This is a genomic window from Limnochorda sp. LNt (assembly GCF_035593265.1).
Classification (GTDB): Bacteria; Bacillota; Limnochordia; order Limnochordales; family Geochordaceae; genus Geochorda; species Geochorda subterranea.
In genome coordinates this window covers 2355949-2381048 of record NZ_CP141614.1, presented here as the reverse complement: position 1 = coordinate 2381048, position 25100 = coordinate 2355949, and the positions used below count along the sequence as shown (strand labels likewise).

The following is a 25100-nucleotide window of genomic DNA, read 5'->3' as shown; positions in this document are numbered from 1 at the left end:
CGGATGAAGCGGGCGGGACGGCTGCATCGGTGGGTGCTGGTGGGCGTGCTCCTGGCGGCGTCACAGATGGCCGGGGATGGAGCCCTGGCTTCGTTGCGGGTCGGCCCCCTGGTGCTGGAGGCCCCTCCCGGCTGCCCGGCTCGCCTCGGGCCGGTGGAGGTCACCAACGTGGCCGACGGGCCGGTGCAGGCACGGGTGGAGGTGGTGGGGCTCACCCACGACCTGGAGGGCTTCCCCGTCTTCCTCGACGATGCCGCGGCCCGGGCGTCGGCCCGGGCACTGCTGCGTCCCGACTGGGAGGACGCTGCTCTCGCGCCGGGAGAGAGGCGCGAGCTCTGGCTGGAGGTGACGGGATGCCCCGACGAGGGCGCCTACGCCGCAGCCCTGATCTCGGCGCCGGTCCTGACCGGCACGCTCAAGGTGGGCGTCCTGGTCCTGCTGCACGGACCAGAGGCCTGGCCGAGCGCGCCCGTGGTGCTGGAGGGGGTGTGGGCGCAGCAGGAGGCCGCGGGGCAGCCCATCGAGGTGGTGGCGCGGGTGCGCAATCCGGGGGCCGTCGGCACCATGGCACGGGTCGAGGCCCTGATCGTGGGGCCGGACGGCGAGACCCGGCAGCGTCTCTGGCTCGGGCCGGGGCGCCTGCTGCCGGGGGCCAGCCGGCTCCTGAGGGCGAGCTGGCAGCCGCCCCTCTTGCCGCCCGGTCGCTACACCATCGAGGCACGGCTGCACCCGGACGGGTCGCCCGACCCCGTGCCCAAAGTGGCGCGCTTCGACGTGATCGGCCCCTACCAGGTGGCCATGGTACGCGGGGGGCTGAGCCTCGCCCTGTCGTCCGAGGCGTCACCGCCTTCGCTGGTGGCCTCCGTGCACAACCGGGGCGCCGTGACGGTGCGACCCCAGCTGGCCGTGACGTTCGCGAGAGACGACGAGCCGGTGGCCTCGCAGCGCCTCTCGGGGGCGCAGGTGGGACCGGGGGAGGTCGGGGGCGTCGAGGTGCCATGGCCGGCGCACCTGCCGCCGGGGACGTACCGGGTGGAGGTGGTCTGGCTCGACGGAGACCGGCCCGTCGCGGCGCAGGACGTGGAGGTGACCTTCGGTGCGGCCCTTGCCAGCCACCCGGGGGAGAGGTCCGCTCCATGAGGGGTGCACGGCGGGCCGGCGGTGGAGTCGGGATGGTCGTGGTGGCCCTGATAGGGGTGATCACCGCACCGGGAGCCGCCGGGGCGTGGGAGCCGTGGATCGGAGCCGACGGGGTGGCGGGGCTCGCCCCGAGCGTCGCCGTCGGGCCCGGCGAGAAGGCGGTGGTGGGGGTCGTCGCCATCGGGACCCATCCCTCCGCCCAGCAGGTGGCGCTCACCATGGAGGCGCAGCAGCCCCATCTGACCGGGCCCGGTGATGCCCGCATTCCCCTCGACCGGCTGGAGTGGGCCTTTCAGCGGCACCCGACCGATCCTCTCACCTTTCACCCGATGCGGACGGGGGTCGTGGCGGTCCATCAGGCCGGCGGAGGATGGCTGGGCGACGTGGTCTGGCGGTTCGGGCCGCGGTGGGAGGACGCGGCGGTGGCGGGCCCCTACGAGGTCGACATAGCCTACACCCTCTCCCCGTCATCCGTCGATCACTCCCCGGCCCTGGTCTGGCCCGACCCCTATCCCCTCGGCTCGGGCCGGACGCTCGACCTCTACGTCTACCGGGACGAGCCTGGCCACGTCTTCGTCCAGTTCTGGCCGGGCGGCGGCGGACCTTGCTCCACGTCGATGGCGGTGGGGTACGGCTACCCTTACCCCGTGCAGGCGGGTTGGAACCTCCTGCGCCTGAGCCCTGGCGATCCCGGCGTCCCCGTCATGCAGCCCGGCGCCTACTGCTACGGCATCTCGGCGAGTATCTACGGCCCCATCATCGCCGGCGGCGCCCTGCAGGTGGTGGAGGCCGGTGCGCTGGGCGCGCTGCAAGTGACCGTCTCGGGCGAGCCGGACGGGCGGCCCCTGGCAGGGGCCACGGTACGGCTGGCAGCCGAGGGCGAGGCCTTCGGTCGCACCGCCTCGACGGGCGACGACGGGCGCGCCGGCTTCGGCGGGCTGACGCCCGGGGCCTACCGGCTCGAGGCGCAGGCCGACGGGTACGTGGCCGCGACGCGGCAGGTGCAGGTGACGGCCGACACCGGGATGCCGACGCCGGTCTCGATGCGGCTGACGCAGGCCCCCGCAGCTACCCTGAGCCTGCAGGTGCGCCCTGCCGGGGCCGAGCCGCGGGTGGCCGTGGGCGACCGCCTCCGCCTCGAAGTGACCCTGGAGCTGCACGGCCAGGGAGTGGAGGGCTTCACCGAGGTGCAGGTGGACCTGGGCCCGGCGCTGGCGGTGGTGCCGGGTTCGTGGCGCATCCGGCCGGCCGCCGGGGGCGACGGTGACGCCGTCACCTGGAGGCCGCCGCTGCTCGTATGGCGCCGGCCGGCCGGCGGGCCGGGGCGCGCCGTGCTGGAGGCGGACGCGGTGGTGACCCCGCTGGCCGCAGGACTGCGCTCGGTACAGGTGGAGGCCGCCTGCCGGATCGGGTCCCCCGGCGGGGAGTGGCGCCCTCCTGCCGTCTCGGCCGCTGTCGAGCTCGACCCCGAGGCGCGTGAGCCCAGGGGACTCGTGCTGGGGACGCTCCAGCGGCCGTCGGTGGGCGGCGCCGAGCAGCCGTGGTGGGTCGTGGCCGAGGACGGCACGTGGGCCGAGGTGGACGCCGCCGGATACTTCTCGATGGCGCTGGCCGAGGGGGTGCACGTGCTGCGCGCCTACCCGGGTGCGGCCAGCGGGTCGGAGCCGGTGCGAGCGGGCCCGGCGGTCGTGGTGCGGGTGCAGCCGGGGGCGGTGGTGCCGGTCACCCTGCGCGGGGATCCGGCGAATGCGACGTCGTCGGGCCTGGCGCGTGCCGTCGAGGTCGATGCGGCGGGCCGGCTGGTCTGGGCACCGGGCGGACCCGTCGAGGGTTGGGCAGGCATGGGGCTGCGAGCGCGTGCACCGGGGCTCGGGTTGAGGGCGGCCGGCTCGGCGGCGGGCGATGGGGTGACGCTCGCCCATGCCGAGCTCCGGCTCGGCCATCACCTCCTGGCCGCCGGCGACCTCGACGCGCTGGGGTTGCGCCGCGCGGTAGGGGATGATGGGGGACGCCTCCCGTCGGGCGGGACGCCTCCCCTCCAAGAGCTAAGCCTCGGCCCCCTCCCGTCGTGGCCGAAGCACGGCCTGGCCTGGCGCTGGGAGCGAGGGGGTCTGGCCGTCGTCGCGTCGCGCAGCGACAAGACGACCGGGGAGCGTTCCCAACCCGATTGGGTCGCGGTGGCTCGCGCCGCGCTGGAGGAGGGCCTGGTCTGGGCCGGGGCGCGCCAGGAGCCGGCCGCACCCTCGCTCTGGGGGGCCGGCTGGGAGAGTCGCCTGGGAGCGTGGCGCCTGAGCGCCGAGCTGGTGCAAGGAGCCGGCGAGGCCGGCTGGGGGGTCGCGGCGGATGACGGGTGGACGAGCCTGAGGCTCCGCCACCTGGCCGCGGACATGGCGGCCCGCCTGAGCGAGGGCTCACGCGACGGGCCGGCTCTGCCCGCCCAGGATCGCTGGGAACTGGAGTGGCGCACCCGCCTCGACCACGCGCTGGCGAGAGGGTGGGGTCTCGGGGCGAGGCTGGGCCGCTCCTCGGACCTCTACGCACGCCTGGAGGCCGGACTCCCCGGCCGGCATGCGGCCCATCCCGCATCGGGTGGTGAGGGCGGGGTGGTGGCCTCCCTGCGCGTGGGAGGGGTCGTCGTCGACGCGGAGGGGCCCGACTCCCCGGCCATCCGGCCGAGGGCGACGCCGTACGTCACCGCGGGCTTGACGCTGCCCTCCTTTCGTCTGGGGCCCCTGCGGGCCGCGGCGGGACTCGACCTGTGGGCGCTCGGCGCCCACCTGGCCGCCGGGACTCCCTGGGAGAGCTGGGTGGCGCTCGAGGGGGCCTGGGACGGCGGGGGCTCGGCGGCGGTGAGGGCGTCGGTGCTCCCGGCGGACGACGCGGCCCGACTCTCCCTGCGGGGCGAGCTGAGGCCGGGTGGGCCGCTGCGGCTCTCGAGCCAGGCTGCTGCGGCCCGGGGCTCCCTGAGGTGGGAGGAGGCGACCATCGCCTGGGAGGCGCTTTACGGCCGTGCCCTCTTGAGGTGGAGGCCGGGCCGCTGGCAGGCCGAGGCCTGGTTGCGCCCACGCCCCGCGCCCGCCACGGACCACCTCCGGCTCTCGGCGGCCCTGCGCTGGGGCGAGGAGGAGCCCGGGGAGACGCTGACACTGGCGGGGGCGTGGCAAAGAGGGCCCGTGGCGGTCTCCGGCGAGGTCCGCCTGGGCGACCGGGCGAGCGAGGCCCGGCTCTCGGGGTGGGCGGGCCTCGGGGACGGTGGCCGGGCGGGGCCCGACGGCACGACGGGCCTCTACGCTCGTCTCGGATGGCGAGGCGTGCCGGAGCCGCAGCGAGGCGCCCGCCTCGACACGATGCAGGCGTCCGTGGGAGCGCGTCGCGCCGTGGCAGGGCCCTTCGGGCTCTTCGCCGAGGCGGAAGGCTTCGCGACCCGGGAGGTCCCCTCGGGCGGGGGCTCGCTCCCCGCGCTCGACGTGGCCACGGGCGCCGCCGCCGTCGCGGGCCTCTTCCTCCTGGTGCCCGGCGACACCGGCGGCATCCTGGAGCTGGGCTGGCGGGCCGCCACATGGGGGCAGGCGCCCCAGGCCGGCGCCGACCTGGCGCTGGACAGGCGGCCCGGCTGGGTGGTCCGGCTCTCGGGGTGGTGGACGGCGCCCGAGGCGGATCGCTACAATATCCCGTGACCTACGACGGATCGCGGCGGGTGGGGGGCACGCGGGAGGCCGTGGCGGATAGGCTGGTCGCCATCCCCGTCTTCAACGAGGAGCGCTCGGCGGAGCGGGTGTTGCGGCGTGTCCTGGAGACGGCGGCGAGGGCGGACGTGCTGGTGGTGGACGACGGCTCCACCGACGGGACGCCCGGCATCCTGGCACGGCTGGAGGCGGTGCGGGTCCTGCGGCACCCGGTCAACCTGGGCTACGGCCGGGCCCTGACGGACGCCTTCGCGTGGGCCATCCGCCATGGCTACCGCCAGGTGGTCACCATCGACTGCGACGAGCAGCACCAGCCCGAGTGGATCCCCACCTTCTTCGAGCGGCTCGACGAGGGCTGGGACATCGTCTCGGGCAGCCGCTACCTGGCGCCCCTGCAGGGGGAGGGGAGCCCCCCGCTCGACCGTCTCGCCATCAATCGCGAACTGACGGCCCGCCTCAACGAGCTGACCGGGTTCGGGATCACCGACGCCTTCTGCGGCTTCAAGGGCTACCAGGTGGAGGCGCTCAAGCGGCTGCACCTGACCGAGCCGGGGTACGGCATGCCGCTGGAGGTGTGGATCGAGGCCTGGAGGCACGGCCTGAGCGTGGTGGAGATCCCCGTCCCCCTCATCTACAAGGTCAACTTCGAGCGCCGCTTCGGCGGCGGGCTGGACGAGCCGGCCATGCGACGCCGCTACTACGAGGAGGTGCTGCGGCGGGCCCTGCGCGGCGAGGCGTGCCGGCGAGAGCGTGCGCTGGGCGCGGCCGCCTGCGAGGGGTGAGTCGTCCGCCGATGCAAGGCGCATCGTGGGTCGAGCGTGCCATCGTCAGCCGGTACGGCACCGGGCTCGAGGCCCCGGTCGACGTGCTGGCCGTGGGGGCCCATCCCGACGACGTGGAGCTGGCCGTGGGCGGCATGCTGGCCGGTCTGGCCCGGCAGGGGGCACGGGTGGCCGTCGTCGACCTCACCGACGGCGAGCCGACGCCCTACGGGACGCCGGAGACCCGTCGCCAGGAGAGCCACGAGGCGGCCCGGGAGCTGGGGCTGGCCGCGAGGCTGACGCTCCACCTGCCCAACCGGTATCTCTTCGACACGGTGGATCATCGCCGGCTGGTGGCGGCCATCTTGCGGCTGCTGCGTCCCCGGCTCCTGCTGGCCCACTACTGGGAGGACGCGCACCCCGACCACTGGGCCGCCTCGGCGCTGGCCGACGCAGGGCGATTCTACGGCAAGCTGACCAAGACGGAGCTGCCGGGGGAGCCCTACCTGGTGCCGCGCACCCTCTACTTCCTGGCCTCCCACCTGAGGCTCCACCCGCCGGTGGCCGCCGTGGTTGACGTGTCGGGCTCGTACGAGCGCAAGAGAGCCGCCATCCGGGCGTATCGCAGCCAGTTCGAGGTCAACCCGGCGGGCCGGGACGTCCCGGACCGGGTGGAGGGCCGGGATCGGTACTACGGTCAGCTGATCGGCGTCGCGTACGGCGAGCCGCTCCTCTCGCGGGAGCCCATCGGAGTGGCCGACCTCACCCGACTCCTCTGGTGAGCCAACGGGCCGCCGTAGCGTGGAGGTTGCGGGGGTATGGCGCGTTGACGCAGGCAGACTGCATCGCGGCCGCCAACGAGACGGACTGGGCGGTACCCGGGCCGGGCCAGGTGCTGGTGGCACCCGAGGGGGCGTCCCTGGCGGCCCAGATCCGCCAGTTCGACGACGATGCCGGCCTGCTCGCCTTCGAGATCGGAGGGGAGCCCGCCGCCGAGGTGCGGCGGGCCGCCCGTGAGGCCGCGTTCTCCATCGGTCGCGCCTTCGCGCGACGCTTCGCCCTGTGGGAGGGACCTGACGGGACACCCCGTCACCTGCTGGTGACGGGACACCAGCCGCTGTTGGCTCACCCCGGCATCCTCGTCAAGACCCTGCTGGTGGCTGACCTGGCCGCGCAGGACCCCGGCGCGGTCGCCATCAACGTGGTGGTCGACTACGACACGGCCGTCGAGGTCAGCGCGCCCTTCCCGTCGCGACGCGACGGACTGCTCTCGATCGAGCGCGTCGCGCTCTGCGCGGTGGGGTACGGCCGGCCCCTCTCCCAGGCGCCCCCGCCCGGGGCGGAGCGGTGGGAGGCCTTCTGCCAGCGGGCCACGGCAGCGCTGGAGAGCCTGGGGCCCGAGGGAGCGCCCCTCGTCGCTCGCCTCGCCCGGCTGCAGGCGGTGGCGGCCGGCCCCGCTATCGGCCGGGCCGGGCACCTGGCGGAGTGGCTGACCGCGTTGCGCCACCGGTGGGAGGCGCAGGCGCTGGGTGAAGGCGCCTGTTACCTGGAAGTGCCCATGGACGAGCTGGCCCGTACCCGACCCTTCCGCCTCTTCTTCGCCCACGTCGCCCTCGCGGCGGCCCGCTTCGCCGCCGTCCACAACGAGACCCTGGCCGAGTACCGGCGCCGCCACCGGATCCGATCCCGGGCCAACCCCTTCCCCGACCTGGCGGTGCAGGGGAGCCGGGTGGAGCTGCCGTTTTGGCTGTTGACGCCGGGCGTCCGGCGGCGGGCGCTGCACGTCGAGCCCCAGGGCGACGGGATCCTGCTCTCGACGGCGGACGGCCCCGTGACGCGGCTGCCCGCCGGGTCGCCCGACCGGCTGGCGGCTGCCCTGGAGCAGGAGGGCCTGGCCATCCGCCCGAGGGCCGTGGCGCTGACCCTGTTCGTGCGGTTGCTGGTGGCCGACCTCTTCGTCCACGGCATCGGAGGAGCGCGCTACGACCGCGTCACGGACCGGGTGGTGGAGCGCTTCTTCGGCGTGCGGCCACCCCGCTACGTCGTGGCCTCCGCCTCGCTTCCGCTGGGGTTGAGCCTCCGCTCTCCGGAGGTCGATGCGGCCGCCCTGCGCCGGCAGCTGCGGGATCTGCGATTCAACCCGCAGCGCTTCGTGGGGCTGCTGGGGGGCGACGGAAAGGCCGAGGGGGAGGCGCTGCGGCTCGCCCAGGAGAAGCAGAGGCTGGTCGCCGAGATCGAGCGGCCGGGGGCGCCGCGCCGTGAGCTGACCCGGCGCATCGAGGCGGTCAACGAGCGGCTCTACGCCCTGCTCGAGCCCGTCCGCAAGACGCTCGAGGCCCGCCTCCGGCAGGCCGTGCTGGCCGAAGCCGAGAGGCAGGCCTCGCTGCACCGGGAGTATCCGGCCTTCCTCTACGAGCCGGTGCGGTTGCGCCGCATGACGGAGACGGTCCTGGCCGGGCTGCGCCGGGTCGACGACGCGGCCCGGTGACGGCGCCACGGGCGCAGGCCCGGGCCGGCCTCGTCGCCCGCCTCGCCCAGCGGGTCGAGGGATGTGGACCGCTCCGGCTCCAGCGCCCGGTCAGCCGGGTCCTCCTCCCAACCCACCTCCAGCTGGCGGTCGAGGAACTCCTCCCGGTGGTGCTCCTCGTCATGAAACACGCGCCGGAACGAGCCGTCGGCCACTGGCTCCGCCCCCTTCGCTCAAAGACCGGCGCCCGCGGACGGCACCTTGGCGAGGAGGGGCGCTGCCCAACGGGCGCAAAACCATTCTACCCGTGGGGTCCTTCCCGGGGCAAGTTAAGGCGTGGAGAGGGGTTCGCCGCATGACAGAGGCTCGGGCGGACGTGGGCATCTTCGGCGGCTCCGGCTTCTACAGCATCGCCGAGGACGTCGAGGAGCTGTGGATCGAGACCCCCTACGGCCCTCCCAGTGACAAGGTGGCACTTCTCACCATCGCGGGACGGCGGGTGGCGTTCCTGCCCCGTCACGGCAAGGATCACCGCCTGCCGCCCCACCGCATCAACTACCGGGCCAACCTCTGGGCCATGAAGGCGCTGGGCGTCAGGCGCGTCATCGGGCCGTGCGCGGCCGGCAGCCTGCAGCCCGACATCCCGCCGGGCACCTTCGTCCTGTGCGATCAGTTCGTCAATCGCACCTGGGGCCGTGCGGACACGTTCTTCGACGGTCCCATCACCACCCACATCAGCGCGGCCGACCCGTACTGCCCCGAGATGCGGGCGGTGGCCGCGAGGAGTTGCCAGCGGCTCGGCATCGACTACCGCCCGACGGGGACGGTGGTGGTGGTGCAGGGCCCTCGGTTCTCCACCCGGGCCGAGAGCCGGGAGTTTCGGGAGCGGGGGTGGCACGTCATCAACATGACCCAGTACCCCGAGGTCATCCTGGCGCGGGAGCTGGGCATGTGCTACCTCAACGTCTCCCTCGTCACCGACTACGACGCCGGCCTGGAGGGCCATCCCGAGGTGCGGCCGGTCACGCACCAGGAGGTGCTGCGGGTCTTCAACAGCAACCTGGAGCGACTGCGAACGCTGTTGTGGGAGCTGATCCCGGCCCTGCCCGCCGAGCGGGGCTGCGCGTGCGGCAGGGCCGTCGAGGAGGCCCGCGGCGGCCATTGACCGTGTCGTTCGCGTGGTTTTGGACGGAGCATGTATAAGCATCGACCGGACGCGCATCCTATGAGCACAACCCCCCAAACCCCACCGGAAAGGCGCCGGGCGCCGCAATGGCCCCGGCGTCTTTCCGTCTACCCGGCAGGGAGCGTGGCCCGTCCCACGAATAGCCGGGCACGGGGGTGGCGCTGACGAACAGTCTGCCGCCGTTGCCGGATGCCGGGGAGATCGAGCGGATCTTGCGTTCGACCCTCGACGCCCTGCGAGAGGGGCGTCAACAGATCGCAGGCCTGGTCGAGCGGCTCGAGGCCGACTACGAGCGGGCCCGCAACACGCTGGAGCAGGTCAAGCAGCAGGCCTTGCGGTGCATCGAGGAGGTCGACGAGCTGGAGGCCAAGAGCCGGGTCGCGCGCTTCGACCTGTTTCGTGTCAGTCGAGACTACCAGCGCTACGGCGAGCACGACGTCCGCCGGGCCTACGAGGAGGCCGAGCGGCTCCAGATCCTGCTGGGGGAGGCCCGGGAGCGGGAGCGGTTCTTGCGGGAGCGGCGCAACGAGCTCGAGCGCACGGTGGCGCACCTGGCGGAGCTGTTGGAGAAGGCCCAGGGCATCGAGGCCAATATGCGGGCCGCCGAGGAGCTGCTGGCGGGCAACTACTCGGGCGTCGCGCACTCGGTCTCCGAGTGGCAGGCGCGCTACGAGGTCGGGCGCCGGGTCATTGCGGCCCAGGAGGAGGAGCGGCGCCGGCTGGCCCGTGAGCTCCACGACAGCACCGCCCAGGGCCTGGCCAGTATCGCCGTGGAGCTCGAGCTCTCGGAGCGCATGATGGATGCCGGCACCGACTCCGTGCGCCGTCAGATGGCCAGGCTGCGCTCCCTGGTCAAGGAGACCCTGACGGAGCTCCGGCACGTCATCTTCGATCTGCGGCCCATGGTGCTGGACGAGCTGGGCCTCATCTCCGCCGTCCGGCGCTACGCCGACTACATCTCCACCCTCGGCGGGCCTCCCGTCGAGGTGGTGGTGCACGGGGTGGAGCGGCGGTTCGACCCTCCCCTGGAGGTGGCGGCCTTCCGCGTGGTGCAGGAGGCGGTGGCCAACGCCCGGCGGCACGGGGCCCCCTCCAGGATCGCGGTCCACCTCGAGATCGGCGACAGCTTCCTGCAGCTGACGGTCAAGGACGACGGCCGCGGCTTCGAGCCGGAGGAGGCCTATCGGCGGGCGCGGGAGCGGGGGTCCATCGGTCTGATCAGCATGGAGGAGCGGGTCAAGCTCTTCGGCGGCAGGTTTTCCATCCAGTCCGCGCCGGGCATGGGCACGCGGGTATCGGCCCGGTTTCCCCTGACGGAGTGGCCGGCCGACTCGCGGCCAGGCGCGACGCGGGCGTCTTGACGCGCACTGGGGGGTCACGGGGCCACGACGGGAAAGGAGCCCTCGGTCATGCCGGAGTCGTCGTCCGAGTCGTCGCCCATCCGGGTCCTGATCGTCGACGATCACGCCATGGTGCGGGCCGGCTTGCGGCGCATCCTCGAACTGGAGCCGGACCTGCAGGTGGTCGGCGAGGCCTCCGACGGAGTGGAGGCGGTGGAGAAGAGCCAGGCGACACAGCCCCAGGTCGTGCTCATGGACATCACCATGCCCCGTCTCAACGGGGTGGAGGCGACGCGGGTCCTGCGGACCAAGGTCCCGTCGGCTCGCGTCGTCGCGTTGACCATCCACACCGACGACCAGTACGTGGTGGCCATGGCACGTGCCGGCGCCTGGGGCTACGTCTTGAAGGACGAGGCACCGGCGGATCTGATCGACGCCGTCCGGCGCGTCGCCGCCGGCCAGGTCTACATCCCGCCGAGCCTCGTCGGCAGCCTCGTCAAGGCCATGCGGGATCAGGCGCCGGCCGACGCCGCCCGCGAGGTGGCGGCCGCAACCCTCTCGGCACCGGAGCGCCCCAGGGTGCCCGCGGCGGGCGCCGCGGCGCCGGCGGTGGCACCCTCCCCTACCGGGGCCTGGCCGCACCTGACCTCGCGGGAGCTCGAGGTGCTGGCCCTCATCGCCTACGGGCGCACCAACCGGCAGATCGCACAGACGCTGGTGGTCAGCGAGAAGACTGTCAAGAACCACGTGACCAGCATCCTGCGCAAGCTGCGCCTCAACGACCGCACCCAGGCCGCGGTCTGGGCCATCCGATCGGGTCTGGTCCCGTGAGGGGCGGACGACCGGGACCGCCGCCCCATGCGCGGCCTTCACGAAAATGAGACTTGAGTTGGATGGAAAGATGAGGGCGAGGCTGGTACGCTGGCAGCAGACCGAGGCGGATCTCTCCGCCGAGGGTCGATCAGGTAGAAAGCGGCTGGCCGGGGCGGCACGCTTTAATTGAATAAAACCCCCAACCCCCGGATGCCCGGCCCGCCGCTTCTACGTTTGCGAGGCGCCGTCCGCCCCCGAGGCGAGGCGGCGCCGTCGCGTCCGAGCCGGCGTGTCCGCTCTCGTCCCCGGTGCATAGCATGGCTCCGCCGCCGGCATCCGGACGGGTTGGGCCAGACGGCACCGGAGGAGGGGAGGCGCCATCCCTCATCGCCAAGAGGCTGGCCACCAGCAGCCTGACCCGTTCGCGGCCCTGACGACCCGGGAACGGGAGGTCCTCCAGCTGATGGCCCGGGGTCTCACCAACCAGGAGATCGCGCGCCGGCTCTTCATCAGCGAGCACACGGTCAAGAATCACGTCAGCAACATCTATCGCAAGGTCGGCAGCGCGGACCGGACGTGGGTCGTGGTGATGGCCATCCGTGCCGGCATCGCGAGGCTCGAGTGAGCGGCGCCCGTTGGGGCGCCTCTTTCCTTTCGGTACAATGGAGCCATGAGCACGACCGACCAGGCCGGCGCCCTCTCGCCGACCGAGGTGCTGCAGGGCGTCGTGCGCCGGGTCACCTTCCACAACCCCGACAATCACTACACGGTGCTGCGGCTCGAGCGGGGTGGCGGAGAGGGGCCCGTCACGGTGGTGGGCCAGTTGACCCCGCCGCCCTCGGTGGGTGAGGAGATACGGGTCGTCGGCCGCTGGACCAGCCATCCCGCCTACGGACGGCAGTTCGAGGCCGACGCCTATCGACCGGTCACCCCGTCGACACGCGACGGCGTCGAGCGTCTCCTGGCCTCCGGCGTCCTCAAGGGAGTCGGCCCTGCCACGGCCCGCCGCCTGGTGGAGGCGTTCGGCGAGCGCGCCCTGGACGTCATCGCTTCCGACCCACAGCGGCTCGCCGCGATCCCGGGCATCGGGCCGCGCAAGGCCCGCGCCATCGCAGCGCAGCTCCAGGTGCACCGGGCGGCCCAGGAGGCCCTGGCGTTCTTGTTTGGGCTGGGGTTGGGGCCCGGCATGGCGCGTCGCATCTACCAGAGGTACGGCAGCCGCACCGTCGAGGCGCTGCGGGCCAACCCCTACGAGCTGGCCTTCGAGGTGGACGGCTTCGGCTTTCGGCGGGCCGACGACGTGGCGGCTCGCTCCGGCATCGGGGCCGATTCGCCCCAGCGCATCGAGGCGGCGCTGTGGCAGGCGCTCAAGGAGGCCGTCGACGAGGGCCACGTCTTCCTGCCGCGCCCGGCCCTCTTCGAGCGAGCCCGAGCGCTGTTGGCCTCGGGCAGGGGCCAGGGCATCGCCCTGGACGACGCCGCCCTGGATGCGGGGCTGGAGTCGCTGGCGCGGCGCGGCGGCGTCGTCGTGGAGGCGGACGACGCGGTCTACCACGCCGTCCTGCATCGCTACGAGGTGGAGCTGGCACGGGCCGTGCGTCGGCTGGCCGACCAGGCGTGGCAGCCGTGGCTGCCGGGGAGCCTGGAACGGCAGCTGAGCGAGGCGGAGCAGGCCATGGGCACCCGCCTCGCCCCCGAGCAGCGCGAGGCGGTGCGTGAGGCGTTGCAGAGGGGGCTGGTGGTCATCACGGGCGGCCCCGGGACGGGCAAGACCACCCTGGTGCGGTTCATCGTGCACCTGGCCCACCGCTCGGGGGCGCGCCTGGCCCTGGCCGCCCCGACCGGCCGGGCGGCCCAGCGCCTGCAGGAGGCCATCGGAGGGGGCCGGAGCAGCCGGCGGCGCCGGCATCGCCGCCCCCCGGACGCTGCACCGGCTCCTGGAGGTAAGGCCCGGGGCGTCCGGAGGCGGCGGCTCGTTCGCGCGGGGGCCGCAGCATCCCCTGGACGCGGACCTCGTCATCGTCGACGAGGCCTCCATGCTGGACCTCCCACTGGCCTGCCACCTCTTCGGCGCGCTGCGGCCCGGGGCGCGGCTGGTCCTGGTGGGCGACGTGGACCAGCTGCCGTCGGTGGGGCCCGGTCAGGTGCTGCGGGACCTGATCGCCTCGGGTCGGGTGGCGGTGGTGCGCCTGACCCACATCTTCCGCCAGGCCGCCCGGAGCCGCATCGTGGTCGGGGCGCACCGGATCCTGGCGGGGCAGGGGATCCTGCCGTCCCGCCCGGCGGACAGCGGCACGCGCCACTCGGCGACGCCCCACGGGGTCGCTCGGGTGCGGGAGGAGACGGGCATCTCGGAGGAGGACAACCTCCGATTCATCGACGAGCCGGACGCCACCCGCGCCGCCGAGGCCATCCAGCGGCTGGTGGCCGTCACGCTGCCGCGTCGCTACGGCCTCGACCCCTACCGGGAGATCCAGGTGCTGGCCGCCACGCATCGGGGCCCGGCCGGCACCGACGCGCTCAACGCCCGGCTGCAGGAGGCTCTCAACCCCCCGGGCCCGGGCCGCCCGGAGCTCCAGATCGGCCAGCGCCTGCTGCGGGTGGGCGACCGGGTGATGCAGACCCGCAACGACTACCAGGCGCGCCGGGTAGGGGGCGAGGCGCCCGACGAGGAGACCGGGGTCTTCAACGGCGAGATCGGGCGGGTCGTCGCCGTCTGGCCCGAACGGCGGCTGGTGCACGTGCAGTTCGAAGACGGTCGGGTCATCGAGTACGACGACCAACGGATCTGGCAGTTGCAGCTGGCCTACGCCATCACGGTGCACAAGAGCCAGGGCAACGAGTTCGCCTGTGTCGTGATGCCCGTGGTGTGGACCATGCCCGCCCTGATGACCCGCAACCTCCTCTACACCGCCCTGACCCGTGGCCGCCGCCTGGTGGTGCTGGTGGGAGACCGGCGCGCCGTGGGAGCCTATATACGCAACGCGTCGGTCGCGGCCCGCCACTCGGGGCTGGCGGCTCGCATCGCCTCGTGAACCGCATGGCCTCGGAGGCCGTGGCAGACTTTAGCACCGGGGAGCTCCAGGAAGGATCGTGTGTCAAGTTAGCGAACTGCGCACACCCGGGAGAAGCGGTAAGGTGGTCATTTTTCGCCTCGGGCCATCCGATAACCGGAATGGACGCCTGTCGTGGCCGGTTTCCGATGGTCGACGTCAGGGAGAAACTAGGTGATGCCGGATTTGGTGGCACCCGTTCGCTTCGCGCTCTTAGGTTGTGGCCGGTTCGGATGGCGCCACCTGGAGGTACTCCAGCGACTTCCGGGGGTCGAGGTGGTCGTCGTAGCCGACATCGACGAGTCCCGGGCCCGTGCGACCGCCGACAGGTTCGGCATCCCCGCCTATACGACCGACTTCCGTGAGGCCGCGGCATGGCCGGGCGTCGACGCGGTCGACGTCTGCCTGCCCACCTACCTGCACCGTGACGCGGTGACGACGGCCGCCGAGAGCGGCCACCACGTCTTTTGCGAGAAGCCCCTGGCCCTGCGGGTGGAGGACGCCGTCGAAGCCGTGGCGGCTTGCGAGCAGGCGGGGGTCAAGCTCCAGGTCGGCTTCTGCCGGCGCTTCGACAACGGCTGGCTGGCGGCCGCCGAGGTGATACGGGAGGGCCGGCTGGGCCGGCCGGTGGTGTGGCGGCACGCGACGGGCACGTCGGGGGCGCCGCAGTCGTGGTTCTTCGATCGCGACGGGGGCGGCGGCCCCTTCGTGGACGCGACCATCCACTGGTACGACTTCGGGCGGTTCGTCTTCGGCGAGGTGGACAGCGTCCGGGCCTCGACCAGCATCATGCGCCCCGGCCGCACGGCCCCCGACACGGGCATCGTCAGCGTGCGGTTCGTCTCGGGCGACGAGCTCCACCTGATGTGGAGCTGGGGGCTCCCCCCCAAGGTGCGGGTGGACGAGCTCCACGAGGTGCTCGGGCCCGAGGGCGCGCTGATCATGCGGCCCCGGCCCGAGCCGGGGGTCGATCCCATCCGCGTCGCCGGCGACGGCGTCAAGGTCTTCGACAGCGTGCCCCACGCCAACGGCGTCGACCCCGGCAACCTGGGCTACCTGTGGCTGTTGGGCCGTGACGCCGCACAGCCCGTCATCTACCAGCGTAACGATATGGTGGAGGATGAGCTGGCCTCCTTCGTGCAGGCGGTGCGACGGGATCAGGACCCGCCGGTGGGGGGCGCCGAGGCGGTGGCCGCGTTGCGGGTGGCGACGGCGGTCCTCGAGGCAGGCGAGACGGGCCAGGCGGTCTCGTTGCGGACGCTGCCCGCGCTGACCCGACGGGCCGCGCGCTGAGCGAACGGGCGGGTGTGCCATGGCCGAGTGGTGGTCGGCGGCCTACTTCTTCGACCTGTCGGCTTTCGAGCACCGGCCTCTCCTGGAAGGCGTGGAGCGGGTCTGGGAGGCGCTGCGGGACCTGCCTCGCTACATCGACGAGCACGTGCAGCCGACCCTGGCGGGGACCATCATGCCGGGCGCCTACGTGGGGGAGCGGGTCCAGCTGGGCGAGGGCTGCGTGGTGGAGCCCGGAGCCATGGTCAAGGGGCCGGCCATCATCGGCCCCGGTACGGTCATCCGCCAGGGGGCCTACGTGCGGGAGTACGTCCTCATCGGCGCGGGTTGCGTCGTCGGCCACTGCACCGAGGTGAAGGGCTCCATCCTGCTCGACGGCGCTCAGGCGCCCCACTTCAACTACGTCGGCGACTCCATCCTGGGCCGCCACTGCAACCTCGGGGCGGGCACCAAGCTCTCCAACCTCAAGAACGACGGCACCGAGGTGACGGTGCGGGGCCCCGAGGGGCAGTTGGTGCGGACGGGGCTGCGCAAGCTGGGCGCCATCGTGGGCGACGGCGTGGCCACCGGCTGCAACGCGGTGACCAGCCCCGGCGCGCTCATCGGCCCGGGAGCCAGCATCTACGCCAACGCGGTGGTGCGGGGCTTCGTGCCAGCCGGCCACGTCCTCAAGCTCCGCCAGGCCCAGGAGCTCGTCCCGCGAGCCTCGGCGTGAGCGCTCGCCACGAGGCAGGCGGCCTCTTCCACCGTCTGCGGGCGGGCCGGACCGTCTCCAGCGACTGACGAGACCGAGGAGCGCGGCTTGGCGGAGGTCGGGTCCGGGCGTATAGTATAGCTAAACCTCCCCGTGGCCGCCCGCCTCCGCTCCGACGGGAGGCTGGTCGTGCGCTACGCTGTCCTGGCCGCCTGGACCCCCGCCGGTGCCCGGACGGCCGTCGTCCCCTTCGTCGCGTTGCCGCCAGACCTGCGGCGCGGGGTGGCGCCCCTGCCCCTCTACGCCGCCCGCTGGGTGCAGGCGAGTCTGGAGTCGATGCGGTGGGGGATCCTGGAGCAGCTGGCCGCAGGGTTCGCCCGGCGGCGGGTGGCCCGACGCCTGGAGCAGGGGCTCGGGAGGATGGGACTCGAGCCGTCAGGCGTGGCGTGGTGCGACGAGGGTCGGCTGGCCGCCGTGGTGCTTGCCCTGGCTGGGAGGGACGCCGACGACGGTGTGCGCAGGGTCCTGGAGGGGCGGATGCTGCTGGGGTCCGAGCTGGTCCGCGCCCTCCGCCGGCCGGGGGGCGACCCCGACGCCGCGCGGTCGGCGGCGGAGGCGCTGGTGGCGGCGGGCGCGGCCGAGCGCGTGGCGGCCGTCGAGGTCGACGAGAGCGGGGCCCGGTGCCAGCGGTGCGGAGGCCGCCAATCGGTTTACCCGGAGCCCTGTGGCCACTGCGGCAGCCCCTTCTGCCCTCGCTGCAGCCGGTGCGCGGCGATGGGGGTGGCGAGGGGCTGCGAGCCGCTCTACGCCATGAGCGGGCCGCTGCTGGCCGCAGGAGACGACGGGCCCGATGCCTCCGCGACGGCCTGGCGGCTGGCGCCCGAGCTGGTGGGCGCGCTGTCGCCGGCGCAGTGCCGCGCGTCGCAGGCCTTGCGGCGCGAGGTGGCCGCCCACCTGCGGGGCCAGAGGGGAGGTGGAGAGCCGGTGCCCATCGGCACCGGCCAGGGCCCCCGGGGCTGCGTGGTCTGGGCGGTGACCGGAGCGGGCAAGACGGAGGTCGCCTTCGGAGCCGTCGAGGTGGCGCTCGGCATGGGAGGGCGGGTGCTGATGGCCGTGCCGCGCCGGGCCATCGCCGCGGAGCTGGCGGAGCGGGCCCGCCGCGCCTTCGGAGGGCAGACGGTCACCCTGCTCATGGGGCGCGGCCCCGACGACCGGGCCGGGGCCGGGCGGGCCCGGTCCAGCGTCTGGCGAGAGGAGCCGTCGCCCCTGGTGGTGGCCACCACCCATCAGGCGCTGCGATGGTACCGGGCCTTCAGCCTGGTGGTGCTGGACGAGTTCGACGCCTTCCCCTACGCGGGCTCCGACATGCTGGCGCTCGCGGTGGAGCGGGCGGCGCACCCCGACGGCTTTCGGGTGGTGATGTCGGCGACGCCGGGCGAGGCACGGCTGGCCTCGGCCCGCCAGGCCGGCTGGCCGGTCATCCACGTGCCGGCCCGGCACCACGGCCATCCCCTGCCCGTCCCGGAGGTGCGCGTGGAGCGCGCCGTGCGCCGATGGGAGCAGGCGCCCGACGACCCGCAGCGGGTGCCCGCTTTCGTGCGGACGTGGCTGGCGGCGCGGCGTCCCCGGACCCGAGTGCTGGTCTTCTGCCCGACGGTGGCCCTGGCCGAGGGGGTGGCCCGGAGCCTGGGCGTCATGGTCTGCCACAGCGCCCATCCCCACCGGGAGCGGACGCTGGCGCGCTTCGCCGCCTCGCAGGACCAGGTGCTGGTCAGCACCACCCTGCTCGAACGCGGGGTCACCTTCGCCGGGCTCGACGTCCTGGTGCTCTTCGCCGACCACCCGGCGGTCTTCGACGAGGCGACGCTGGTGCAGATGGCCGGGCGGGCAGGGCGCAGCGCCGAGCGGCCCGACGGGCGGGTGCTGTTCGTGGCGGCCACGGCCAGCCGCGCCATGAGGCGGGCCGTCGAAGCCATCGAGGCGATGAACCGCCGGGCCGCCGCCGAGGGCCTTCTGCGCCAGGGGACGACGTCCCCCTCGACGGCCGCGCCGGACGAGGATAGCCCTGTCGGCAGGGGCCGGACCGGGAGGCGTGACATGGTATAATGCGCACGATTTGCCACGTTCGGGAGCAGGGGAATCGTGAGCGACGACACGGTCGAACGCGGGACTTCCCGCCCCTTCGCCGACCACCCGCTGCTGGGCCGCATCGGGATGACGCCACTCATCCGCTTGCAGCGTCTCTGGCCGCCGCAGGGGCCGGTGGAGGTGTGGGTGAAGGCCGAGGGCTTCAACCCGGGCGGATCGGTGAAGGATCGGGCGGCTCTCTTCATCATCGCCGACGCCATCGAGCGGGGCGTGCTGCCGGGCAGGCGCCTGCTGGACGCCACGTCGGGCAACACGGGCATCGCCTACGCCATGATCGGGGCGGCGCTGGGCATCGGGGTGACGCTGTGCGTGCCCTCCAACGCCAGCGTCGAGCGGCACCGCATCCTCCGGGCCTTCGGGGCCGAGGTGATCGTGACCGACCCGCTGGAGGGGACCGAGGGAGCCCGCCACCAGGCGGAAGCCCTGGCGAGACGGCATCCCGACCGGTACTGGTGGGCCGACCAGTACAGCAACCCGGCCAACGTGCGAGCGCACCATCAGACGACGGGCCCCGAGATCTGGCAACAGACGGCGGGCCGCGTCACCCATTTCGTCGCGGGGGTCGGCACCAGCGGCACCCTGATGGGCACGGGAGGCTACCTCAAGGCCCGCGACCCCGCCATCCGGGTGATCGGCGTGGAGCCGGCCGAAGCGCTGCACGGCCTGGAGGGGCTCAAAAACATGGCCGCCGTGGAGCCGCCGGCCCTCTTCGACCCCTCGTGGCTCGACGACAGGCTCTACGTCAGCACGGACGACGCTTACGCGATGGTGCGGCGGCTGGCCCGCGAGGAGGGCATCCTGGCAGGGGGCTCGGGGGGCGCCAACGTGGTGGCGGCCCTGCGCGTCGCCTCCCGGCTGCAGGAGGGCGTGGTGGTGACGGTCCTGCCCGACGACGGCACCCGCTACCTCAGCACCGCGATCTGGCGGGAGGCCTGAGGCAGGGGAGGGCACGAGCGCCCGAACGGCGACTTGAGCTGGTCCGATTCAACTCGTCGACCCGGTGCGAAGCCACGACGACGGTTGCGAACGATGAGTGGAATGTCGATGCGTCTTTGTACACTGCCACCAGTTCAAACGTAAATAACCATCAGATAGACCGAACTAGCCGCTCCGTTGCGACGTCCTGTCGGGCGCTCGGCACAAACCTACCAATTCGTCGAAGCTCGTCGAACTCCTCCTGCTCGGATTCCCCCGGCTCGGAGGAAACTTCTCCATGCTGATCCGCCAGACGGGCCGCTGGCTGGCTGCCGTACGGCGGCTCGTGCAGACGCCGGGGGAGGCATGCCTGCACTGCGGCCGCACGCTGCTGCGCGCACACGAGCGCCGGATGGGCCTGTGTGGCAGCTGCCTGGGGCGCATCGCGTGGATCCGCCCCCCGACCTGTCCGCGCTGCGGCAAGCCCCTCCGCTCGACCGGCGCCACCCTCTGCGCCGACTGCCGGGCCCGTCCGGTGCCGTTCGTCTCGTCTCACGGCGCCGCCGTCTACGACGGCTTGTGGAGGGAGCTGGTGCGGCGGCTCAAGTTCGACCAGCGGCGGGAGCTGGCTCGGCCCCTGGGCGTGGCGATGGCGGATGTGGCCTGGCGGGTGGGGCTGCCGCGCCGGGTGCACGCCCTGGTGCCCGTGCCCGCATCGGCCCGGCGCCTGGCCCGGCGGGGCTACAATCAGGCCCGCGATCTGGCGATGGTGATAGCAGAGGAGACCGACGTGCCCGTGCTGGAGGCCCTGGTGAGGACGTCTCGGGGGCGTGGGGCCGGGCCCCAGAGCCTCCGGACGGCCCGGCAGCGCCGGCGGGCGTTGCGGGGGGCCTTCGTGGCCTGGCAGCCGGAGGTGGTGCGCGGACTCACCCTCGCCGTGGTCGACGACGTCTACACCACGGGAGCCACCATGGACGAGGCGACCCGCGCCCTTCTGCGCGCCGGTGCGAAGGAGGTCTTTGGACTGGTGGCCGCGGTCGGCGTCACCGACGTCGACCTGTCATCCGGGGGGTCTGAGGGAGCCGAGGGGGCGACGCGATGGGCGTGAAGAACTGTGCGCGCTGCGGCCGGCTCTTCACCGGCGTCGACGAGATCTGTCCCAGCTGCGCCGGGCAGGAGCAGGCGGAGTTCGACCAGGTGAGGGCGTACCTCGGTCGCCATCCGGGGGCGACCGTCGCCGAGGTGAGCGCGCAGACCGGCGTGGCGGTCGCCCAGATCCACCGGTGGGTGCGAGAGGGGCGGTTGCGCCTCACCGCCGAGCAGCTGGGAGAGGAGCTGCACTGTCAGCGGTGCGGGACGCCCATCGACCACGGGCGCTTCTGCCCGGCCTGCCTGGAGCAGCTGGCTCGGGAGCTGAGCCATGCGGCTCGCCCCGACGCGGGCAAGCCGCCGCCGGGGGCACCGGCCTCCGACCGAACTGGAGGCTCCAAGAAGCCCCGGCTGCACACCCGAGACGACGTGAAGCGCCGCTTCGGCTGACGCCACGCCGTCTCAAGGCGCCGGAGCGTGCGGCCGAGTATAGGTGTGGGCCTCTTGGACCACACCCGTGGAGGTGATGGCGGCCGATGGAGCCGCCCAAGGACGTATCGCCCGTAGGGCGTACGGTGCCGGTGGTGCCCATCGGGCAGGCTCGCCAGCCCAGGCGGGCGGAGCCCGAGGAGTCTTCGGATCGCGTCTCGCTGTCGCCTGAGGCGCAGCGGATGATGGCGTTGCGACGGCGCATCGCCGAGTCGCCCGACGTGCGCGAGGACCTGGTGGCGTCGCTGCGCCGGGCCATCGCCGAGGGGCGGTACCGGCCGGCCTCCGAGGTCATCGCCCAGCGCCTGGTGGCCGCCCTGCGGCGGGCGCAACCCTGACGGAGGAGGAGCGACGGGTGGAGCACCAGCACGAGCCCGTGGCGATCGTGGAGCGGCTCCGGCAGCTGGCCGGGGCCATCCAGCAGGCCGTGAGGCGCAACGACGTCGCGGGCCTGCCGGAGCTGGCTCGGGAGGAGGCCGAGCTGGCCCGCCGGCTGGCCGACCAGCTGGCGGCGGCGCCGGCCGTGCCGGACGCGTTGCGTGACGGCGTGCGGTCCTGGTGGGCCCTGCACGAGCAAAACCGCCTGCTGTTGCAGCACGCGCACCACACGGTGCTCGCCCTGCTCGATCTGCTGGCCGGCGCGGGCAACGAGCCGGCTGGCCTCTACTCGCCCCAGGCCGCCACGGGCGGCGGCCGACGCGATGCCGTCGGCCGCGTGGCGGCTGCGGTGGACCGGAGGGTCTGAGCGCGATGCGCAGCACGTTCTTCGGCATCGAGCTGGCCCGCCGGGCGCTGTTCGCGCAGCAGCGGGCGATGGACGTGGCCTCCCACAACATCGCCAACGCCAACGATCCGGCCTACTCCCGCCAGCGAGCCGAGATGGTGGCGACGGCGCCCTATGCGCCGCCCGGTACGGCCCCGGCCGGCGTGGCCGGCCAGGTCGGCACGGGCGTCTGGGTGCAGGCCATCGAGCGGGTGCGAGATGCGTATCTCGACGGGCGCATCCGCTCGCAAGGGCAACTCACCAGCTACTGGCGGGTGCAGCGCGATACCTTCGAGCAGATCGAGCGGATCTTCAACGAGCCCACCGACCAGGGGATACGGGTCGCGCTGGACCAGCTCTGGCAGGCCCTGCAGGACCTGAGCGTCACGCCCGACAGCATGGCGGTGCGCGAGGTGGTGGTGCAGCGCGGCAAGCTGCTGACCGAGGCGGTGGGTACCGTCTTCAGGCAGCTCGAGGCGCTGCGGCTCGATCTCGATGCCTCATTGGGCCTCAAGGTGGAACGGCTCAATACGCTGGCCGCCGACCTGGCCCGGCTCAACCGCCAGATCGCGCAGGTGGTGGCCTCGGGCCAGCGGCCCAACGACCTGCTGGACCGGCGCGACGCCATCCTGGAGGAGATGGCGGGGCTGGCCGCGGTCCAGGTGACCGTGCGCAGCGGCGAGCAGGTAGCCGTCAGCATCGGCGGGCTCGCGCTGGTGGACGGCGAGATCGCCCATCGCCTGGTGATGGAAGGCCAGGGTGCCGACCGGGTCGTGCGCTGGGAAGGTGCCTCCGGTCCCGTGGTGGCCTTCGGTGGCGGCGAGATCGGCGCCATCCTCGAGATGCGCGGCACCATCGGGTCCCAGGGGCCCGCGTCGGTCAGCGGAGCCATCCCCGGGCTGATGAGGGCGCTGGACGAGTGGACGAGGGCGCTGGCGCAGGAGTTCAACCGGGTCCACCGGGCCGGCTACGGGCTGGACGGCCAGAACGGGCGTGGGTTCTTCCGCGTCGACGCCGACCAGGATGGTTGGGTCGCCGACGATCTGACGATATGGCCGGGCATCATGGCCGACCCGGGGAGGGTCGCCGCTGCGAAGTCGGACACGTCTATCCCCGGCGACGGGAGCCACGCGCTGGCGCTGGCCGACGTGCTCAAGACGGTGCGCTTCGACAGCACCAAACAGGTGGACCTGGGCGGCGTCACGCTCCCCGACTACTTCGCCTCCCTGGTGGGGCGCATCGGAGTCCAGGCCCAGCAGGCCCAGAGGATGGCAGACAACCAGCAACTGGTGCTGGACCATCTGGAGGGGCTGCGGCAGTCGATCTCCGGCGTCTCGCTGGACGAGGAGATGGCCGATCTCATCCGATTCGAGCACGCCTACGGCGCGGCCGCCCGTGCCATGACCGCGATGGACGAGGTACTGGACACCCTGATCAATCGGACGGGGCTGGTGGGCCGATAACCGATACGTACCACCCGTGAGGGGCCGCCGTCCAGGGAGGGACGCCCGGTGCTGGTGCTGACCAGGAGGGTCGACGAGAGCATCATGATCGGCGACGAGATCCGCATCATCGTCGTCGAGGTGCGGGGCGAGCAGGTGAAGCTGGGCATCGACGCCCCGCGTCACATCCCGGTGCACCGCGAGGAGGTCTACCGGGAGATCCAGGAGGAGAACCGCAAGGCCGCCCTGGCCGCAGGCGGCGAGCTGGATCGGCTGGGCGAGGCCTTGAAGCCGCCGCCCCCGGGGAGCCCGGTACCGCCGGAGAGGGGAAAGGCCCTTGAGGATCAGCAGCCGGCAGATCGTTGACAACGTCCTGATCAACCTCCATCGAAACTACGCCCGGCTGGATCGCCTCCAGACCCGCCTATCGTCGGGCAAGCGGGTCATGCTCCCCTCCGACGACCCGGCCGGCGCGGCCACGGCGACGCGGCTGAGGGCCTTCGTGCTCGACAACGAGCAGTACCTCAAGAATGCCCAGGCCGCCCTCGGATGGCTGACGGCCACCGACTCGGCGCTGCAGGACGTGGTCTCGGTGCTGCACCGAGCCCGGGAGCTGACCATCAACGCCGCGCGGGGCGACCTGCCCGGTGATGCCCGGGAGGCGCTGGCCAGCGAGTTCGACCAGCTCATCCGGCACCTGGTGCAGGTGGCCAACACGACCCACGGCGGGCGCTATATCTTCGGCGGGACGCAGACCGAACAGGCTCCGTATGTGTCGACCGACGATGTCGATGGTTACGTCGACACGGTCACCTTCTATGGCAACGACCAGGAGATGATCTACGAGATCGGCCCCGGGGTGCGGCAGGCGGTCAGCGTGTCGGGCGCGACCGTGTTCGACCATGGCAGTGGCGGCGGGAGCGGGCCGCCGGTGACAGTGGCCACGGGGCTCTTCTCCACTCTGATCACAATCAGGCAACACATCTCGGACGGCGAGGTCGACCAGCTCTCCGGCCAGGACCTGGCTGACCTCGACCAGGCCCTCGACCACGTCCTGCGCACGCTGAGCCGGGTGGGAGCCCGGCAAAACGGCTTCGAGCTGGTGGCCGAGCGCCTGCAGAGCCAGGAGGTCAACCTCAAGGATCTCCTCTCCAAGACCGAGGACCTGGACGTGGCCGAGGCCATCGTGGAGCTCAAGATGCAGGAGAACGTCTACCGCCTGGCCCTGGCCTCGGGCGCCCGCATCATCCAGCCGACGCTGCTTGACTTCCTGCGCTAGGACGGACCGGGCGACGGGGCGCGCTGGAGGGGGTGGGGGTTGGTGGAGATCGAGACCGCACGCTTCGGCGTCATCGACATCGACCCGAGCCGGATCGTGACGTTTCCCAAGGGCTTCATCGGCTTTCCCGACTGGCGGCGCTTCGTGCTGCTCCCCCATCGGGACGACAGCCCCTTCTGGATCCTGCAGTCGGTGGACGACCCGGCGCTGGCCTTGGTGGTGATGGATCCCCGGGAGGCGGTGCCGGACTACGTGGCGCGGGTCCCCGCGGCCCAGCTGGCCGACGTGGGCATCGCCGAGGAGGAGGACGTCGAGCGCGCGGTGGTGCTGGCCCTGGTGACGTTGCGGGCGGACCCCGCGGGTGCGACGGCCAACCTCAAGGCGCCGCTGATCGTCAACCCCTCCCGCCGGCTGGGGATCCAGGTCATCCTGGACGGCAGCCCGTACGCCATCCGCCACCCCATCGCCAGTGCTCGGCACGAGGCACTCCCGTCGATGGAGCGAGGCGCGCTGGTGGCGACCTGAGCCCGATCTTGTACGACTCG

At 73.1% G+C, this 25100-nt stretch carries 23 protein-coding genes and 1 pseudogene; 23 read left to right on the top strand and 1 reads right to left on the bottom strand.

Features of this window, described 5'->3' with window-relative positions; translation table 11 throughout:
- The first annotated feature begins 3 nt into the window (after positions 1 to 3).
- The 5 genes from VLY81_RS11305 to VLY81_RS11285 are packed head-to-tail and all read left to right on the top strand — an operon-like array spanning position 4 to position 8075.
- Positions 4 to 1140: a hypothetical protein gene (locus VLY81_RS11305; RefSeq protein ID WP_324668281.1), complete on the top strand. Its 1137-nt coding sequence runs from the start codon at positions 4 to 6 to the stop codon at positions 1138 to 1140.
- Positions 1137 to 4817: a carboxypeptidase-like regulatory domain-containing protein gene (locus tag VLY81_RS11300; protein ID WP_324668280.1), complete on the top strand. Its 3681-nt coding sequence runs from the start codon at positions 1137 to 1139 to the stop codon at positions 4815 to 4817. Before VLY81_RS11305 ends, VLY81_RS11300 begins: the two co-directional genes overlap by 4 nt.
- Positions 4814 to 5608: a glycosyltransferase family 2 protein gene (locus VLY81_RS11295; protein WP_324668279.1), complete on the top strand. Its 795-nt coding sequence runs from the start codon at positions 4814 to 4816 to the stop codon at positions 5606 to 5608. The genes VLY81_RS11300 and VLY81_RS11295 overlap by 4 nt, the downstream gene beginning before the upstream one ends.
- 11 nt (positions 5609 to 5619) lie before the next feature.
- On the top strand, positions 5620 to 6369 hold the full coding sequence (gene bshB1 / locus VLY81_RS11290) for a bacillithiol biosynthesis deacetylase BshB1 (protein ID WP_324668278.1): 750 nt from the start codon (positions 5620 to 5622) through the stop codon (positions 6367 to 6369).
- 44 nt (positions 6370 to 6413) lie between these two features.
- Positions 6414 to 8075, top strand: a complete 1662-nt coding sequence (locus VLY81_RS11285; RefSeq protein ID WP_324668277.1) for a hypothetical protein — start codon at positions 6414 to 6416, stop codon at positions 8073 to 8075.
- On the opposite strand, the gene VLY81_RS11280 is transcribed toward VLY81_RS11285, so the two are convergent.
- Positions 7997 to 8245: a hypothetical protein gene (locus tag VLY81_RS11280; RefSeq protein WP_324668276.1), complete on the bottom strand. Its 249-nt coding sequence runs from the start codon at positions 8243 to 8245 to the stop codon at positions 7997 to 7999. The two genes, VLY81_RS11285 and VLY81_RS11280, sit on opposite strands and share 79 nt — an antisense overlap.
- Positions 8246 to 8409: 164 nt before the next feature.
- Here VLY81_RS11280 and VLY81_RS11275 point away from each other — a divergent pair, with 164 nt between their 5' ends.
- From VLY81_RS11275 to fliW, 18 genes and pseudogenes are all read left to right on the top strand, one after another.
- Positions 8410 to 9219, top strand: coding sequence for an S-methyl-5'-thioadenosine phosphorylase (locus VLY81_RS11275; RefSeq protein ID WP_324668275.1), 810 nt, complete (start codon positions 8410 to 8412; stop codon positions 9217 to 9219).
- A 176-nt stretch (positions 9220 to 9395) separates the two neighbouring features.
- A complete protein-coding gene (locus tag VLY81_RS11270) occupies positions 9396 to 10601 on the top strand; it encodes a sensor histidine kinase (RefSeq protein ID WP_324668274.1) in 1206 nt (401 codons plus the stop codon).
- Between the two features lie 48 nt (positions 10602 to 10649).
- Positions 10650 to 11411, top strand: coding sequence for a response regulator transcription factor (locus VLY81_RS11265; protein WP_324668273.1), 762 nt, complete (start codon positions 10650 to 10652; stop codon positions 11409 to 11411).
- A gap of 316 nt (positions 11412 to 11727) precedes the next feature.
- On the top strand, positions 11728 to 12018 hold the full coding sequence (locus VLY81_RS11260; RefSeq protein ID WP_324670412.1) for a helix-turn-helix domain-containing protein: 291 nt from the start codon (positions 11728 to 11730) through the stop codon (positions 12016 to 12018).
- Positions 12019 to 12063: 45 nt separating this feature from the next.
- Positions 12064 to 13260: pseudogene (locus tag VLY81_RS14820) on the top strand (helix-hairpin-helix domain-containing protein); the annotation flags it as partial.
- Between the two features lie 40 nt (positions 13261 to 13300).
- Positions 13301 to 14428, top strand: a complete 1128-nt coding sequence (locus VLY81_RS11255) for an ATP-dependent DNA helicase (RefSeq protein ID WP_405001375.1) — start codon at positions 13301 to 13303, stop codon at positions 14426 to 14428.
- Between the two features lie 195 nt (positions 14429 to 14623).
- A complete protein-coding gene (locus VLY81_RS11250; RefSeq protein ID WP_324670411.1) occupies positions 14624 to 15739 on the top strand; it encodes a Gfo/Idh/MocA family protein in 1116 nt (371 codons plus the stop codon).
- A gap of 19 nt (positions 15740 to 15758) precedes the next feature.
- On the top strand, positions 15759 to 16451 hold the full coding sequence (locus tag VLY81_RS11245; RefSeq protein ID WP_324668271.1) for an acyltransferase: 693 nt from the start codon (positions 15759 to 15761) through the stop codon (positions 16449 to 16451).
- A gap of 168 nt (positions 16452 to 16619) precedes the next feature.
- The gene (locus VLY81_RS11240; RefSeq protein ID WP_324668269.1) at positions 16620 to 18536 is read left to right on the top strand and encodes a DEAD/DEAH box helicase; all 1917 of its coding nucleotides are present in this window, start codon (positions 16620 to 16622) and stop codon (positions 18534 to 18536) included.
- 36 nt (positions 18537 to 18572) lie between these two features.
- On the top strand, positions 18573 to 19514 hold the full coding sequence (locus tag VLY81_RS11235; RefSeq protein ID WP_324668268.1) for a PLP-dependent cysteine synthase family protein: 942 nt from the start codon (positions 18573 to 18575) through the stop codon (positions 19512 to 19514).
- A 277-nt stretch (positions 19515 to 19791) separates the two neighbouring features.
- On the top strand, positions 19792 to 20601 hold the full coding sequence (locus VLY81_RS11230) for a ComFC family protein (RefSeq protein ID WP_324668267.1): 810 nt from the start codon (positions 19792 to 19794) through the stop codon (positions 20599 to 20601).
- Positions 20592 to 21032 (top strand): hypothetical protein, encoded by a 441-nt coding sequence (locus VLY81_RS11225; RefSeq protein WP_324668266.1) that lies wholly within the window; start codon positions 20592 to 20594, stop codon positions 21030 to 21032. The genes VLY81_RS11230 and VLY81_RS11225 overlap by 10 nt, the downstream gene beginning before the upstream one ends.
- An 86-nt stretch (positions 21033 to 21118) precedes the next feature.
- Positions 21119 to 21409: a flagellar biosynthesis anti-sigma factor FlgM gene (gene flgM / locus VLY81_RS11220; protein ID WP_324668265.1), complete on the top strand. Its 291-nt coding sequence runs from the start codon at positions 21119 to 21121 to the stop codon at positions 21407 to 21409.
- A gap of 17 nt (positions 21410 to 21426) precedes the next feature.
- Positions 21427 to 21816, top strand: a complete 390-nt coding sequence (locus VLY81_RS11215; protein ID WP_324668263.1) for a hypothetical protein — start codon at positions 21427 to 21429, stop codon at positions 21814 to 21816.
- Positions 21817 to 21821: 5 nt separating this feature from the next.
- Complete coding sequence (flgK, locus tag VLY81_RS11210; protein WP_324668261.1) at positions 21822 to 23297, top strand: flagellar hook-associated protein FlgK; 1476 nt, start codon at positions 21822 to 21824, stop codon at positions 23295 to 23297.
- A gap of 48 nt (positions 23298 to 23345) precedes the next feature.
- On the top strand, positions 23346 to 23642 hold the full coding sequence (gene csrA, locus VLY81_RS14815; protein WP_405001258.1) for a carbon storage regulator CsrA: 297 nt from the start codon (positions 23346 to 23348) through the stop codon (positions 23640 to 23642).
- Positions 23614 to 24555, top strand: a complete 942-nt coding sequence (gene flgL / locus VLY81_RS11200; RefSeq protein WP_324668259.1) for a flagellar hook-associated protein FlgL — start codon at positions 23614 to 23616, stop codon at positions 24553 to 24555. Before csrA ends, flgL begins: the two co-directional genes overlap by 29 nt.
- 42 nt (positions 24556 to 24597) lie before the next feature.
- A complete protein-coding gene (gene fliW, locus VLY81_RS11195) occupies positions 24598 to 25080 on the top strand; it encodes a flagellar assembly protein FliW (protein WP_324668258.1) in 483 nt (160 codons plus the stop codon).
- Positions 25081 to 25100 lie beyond the last annotated feature (20 nt).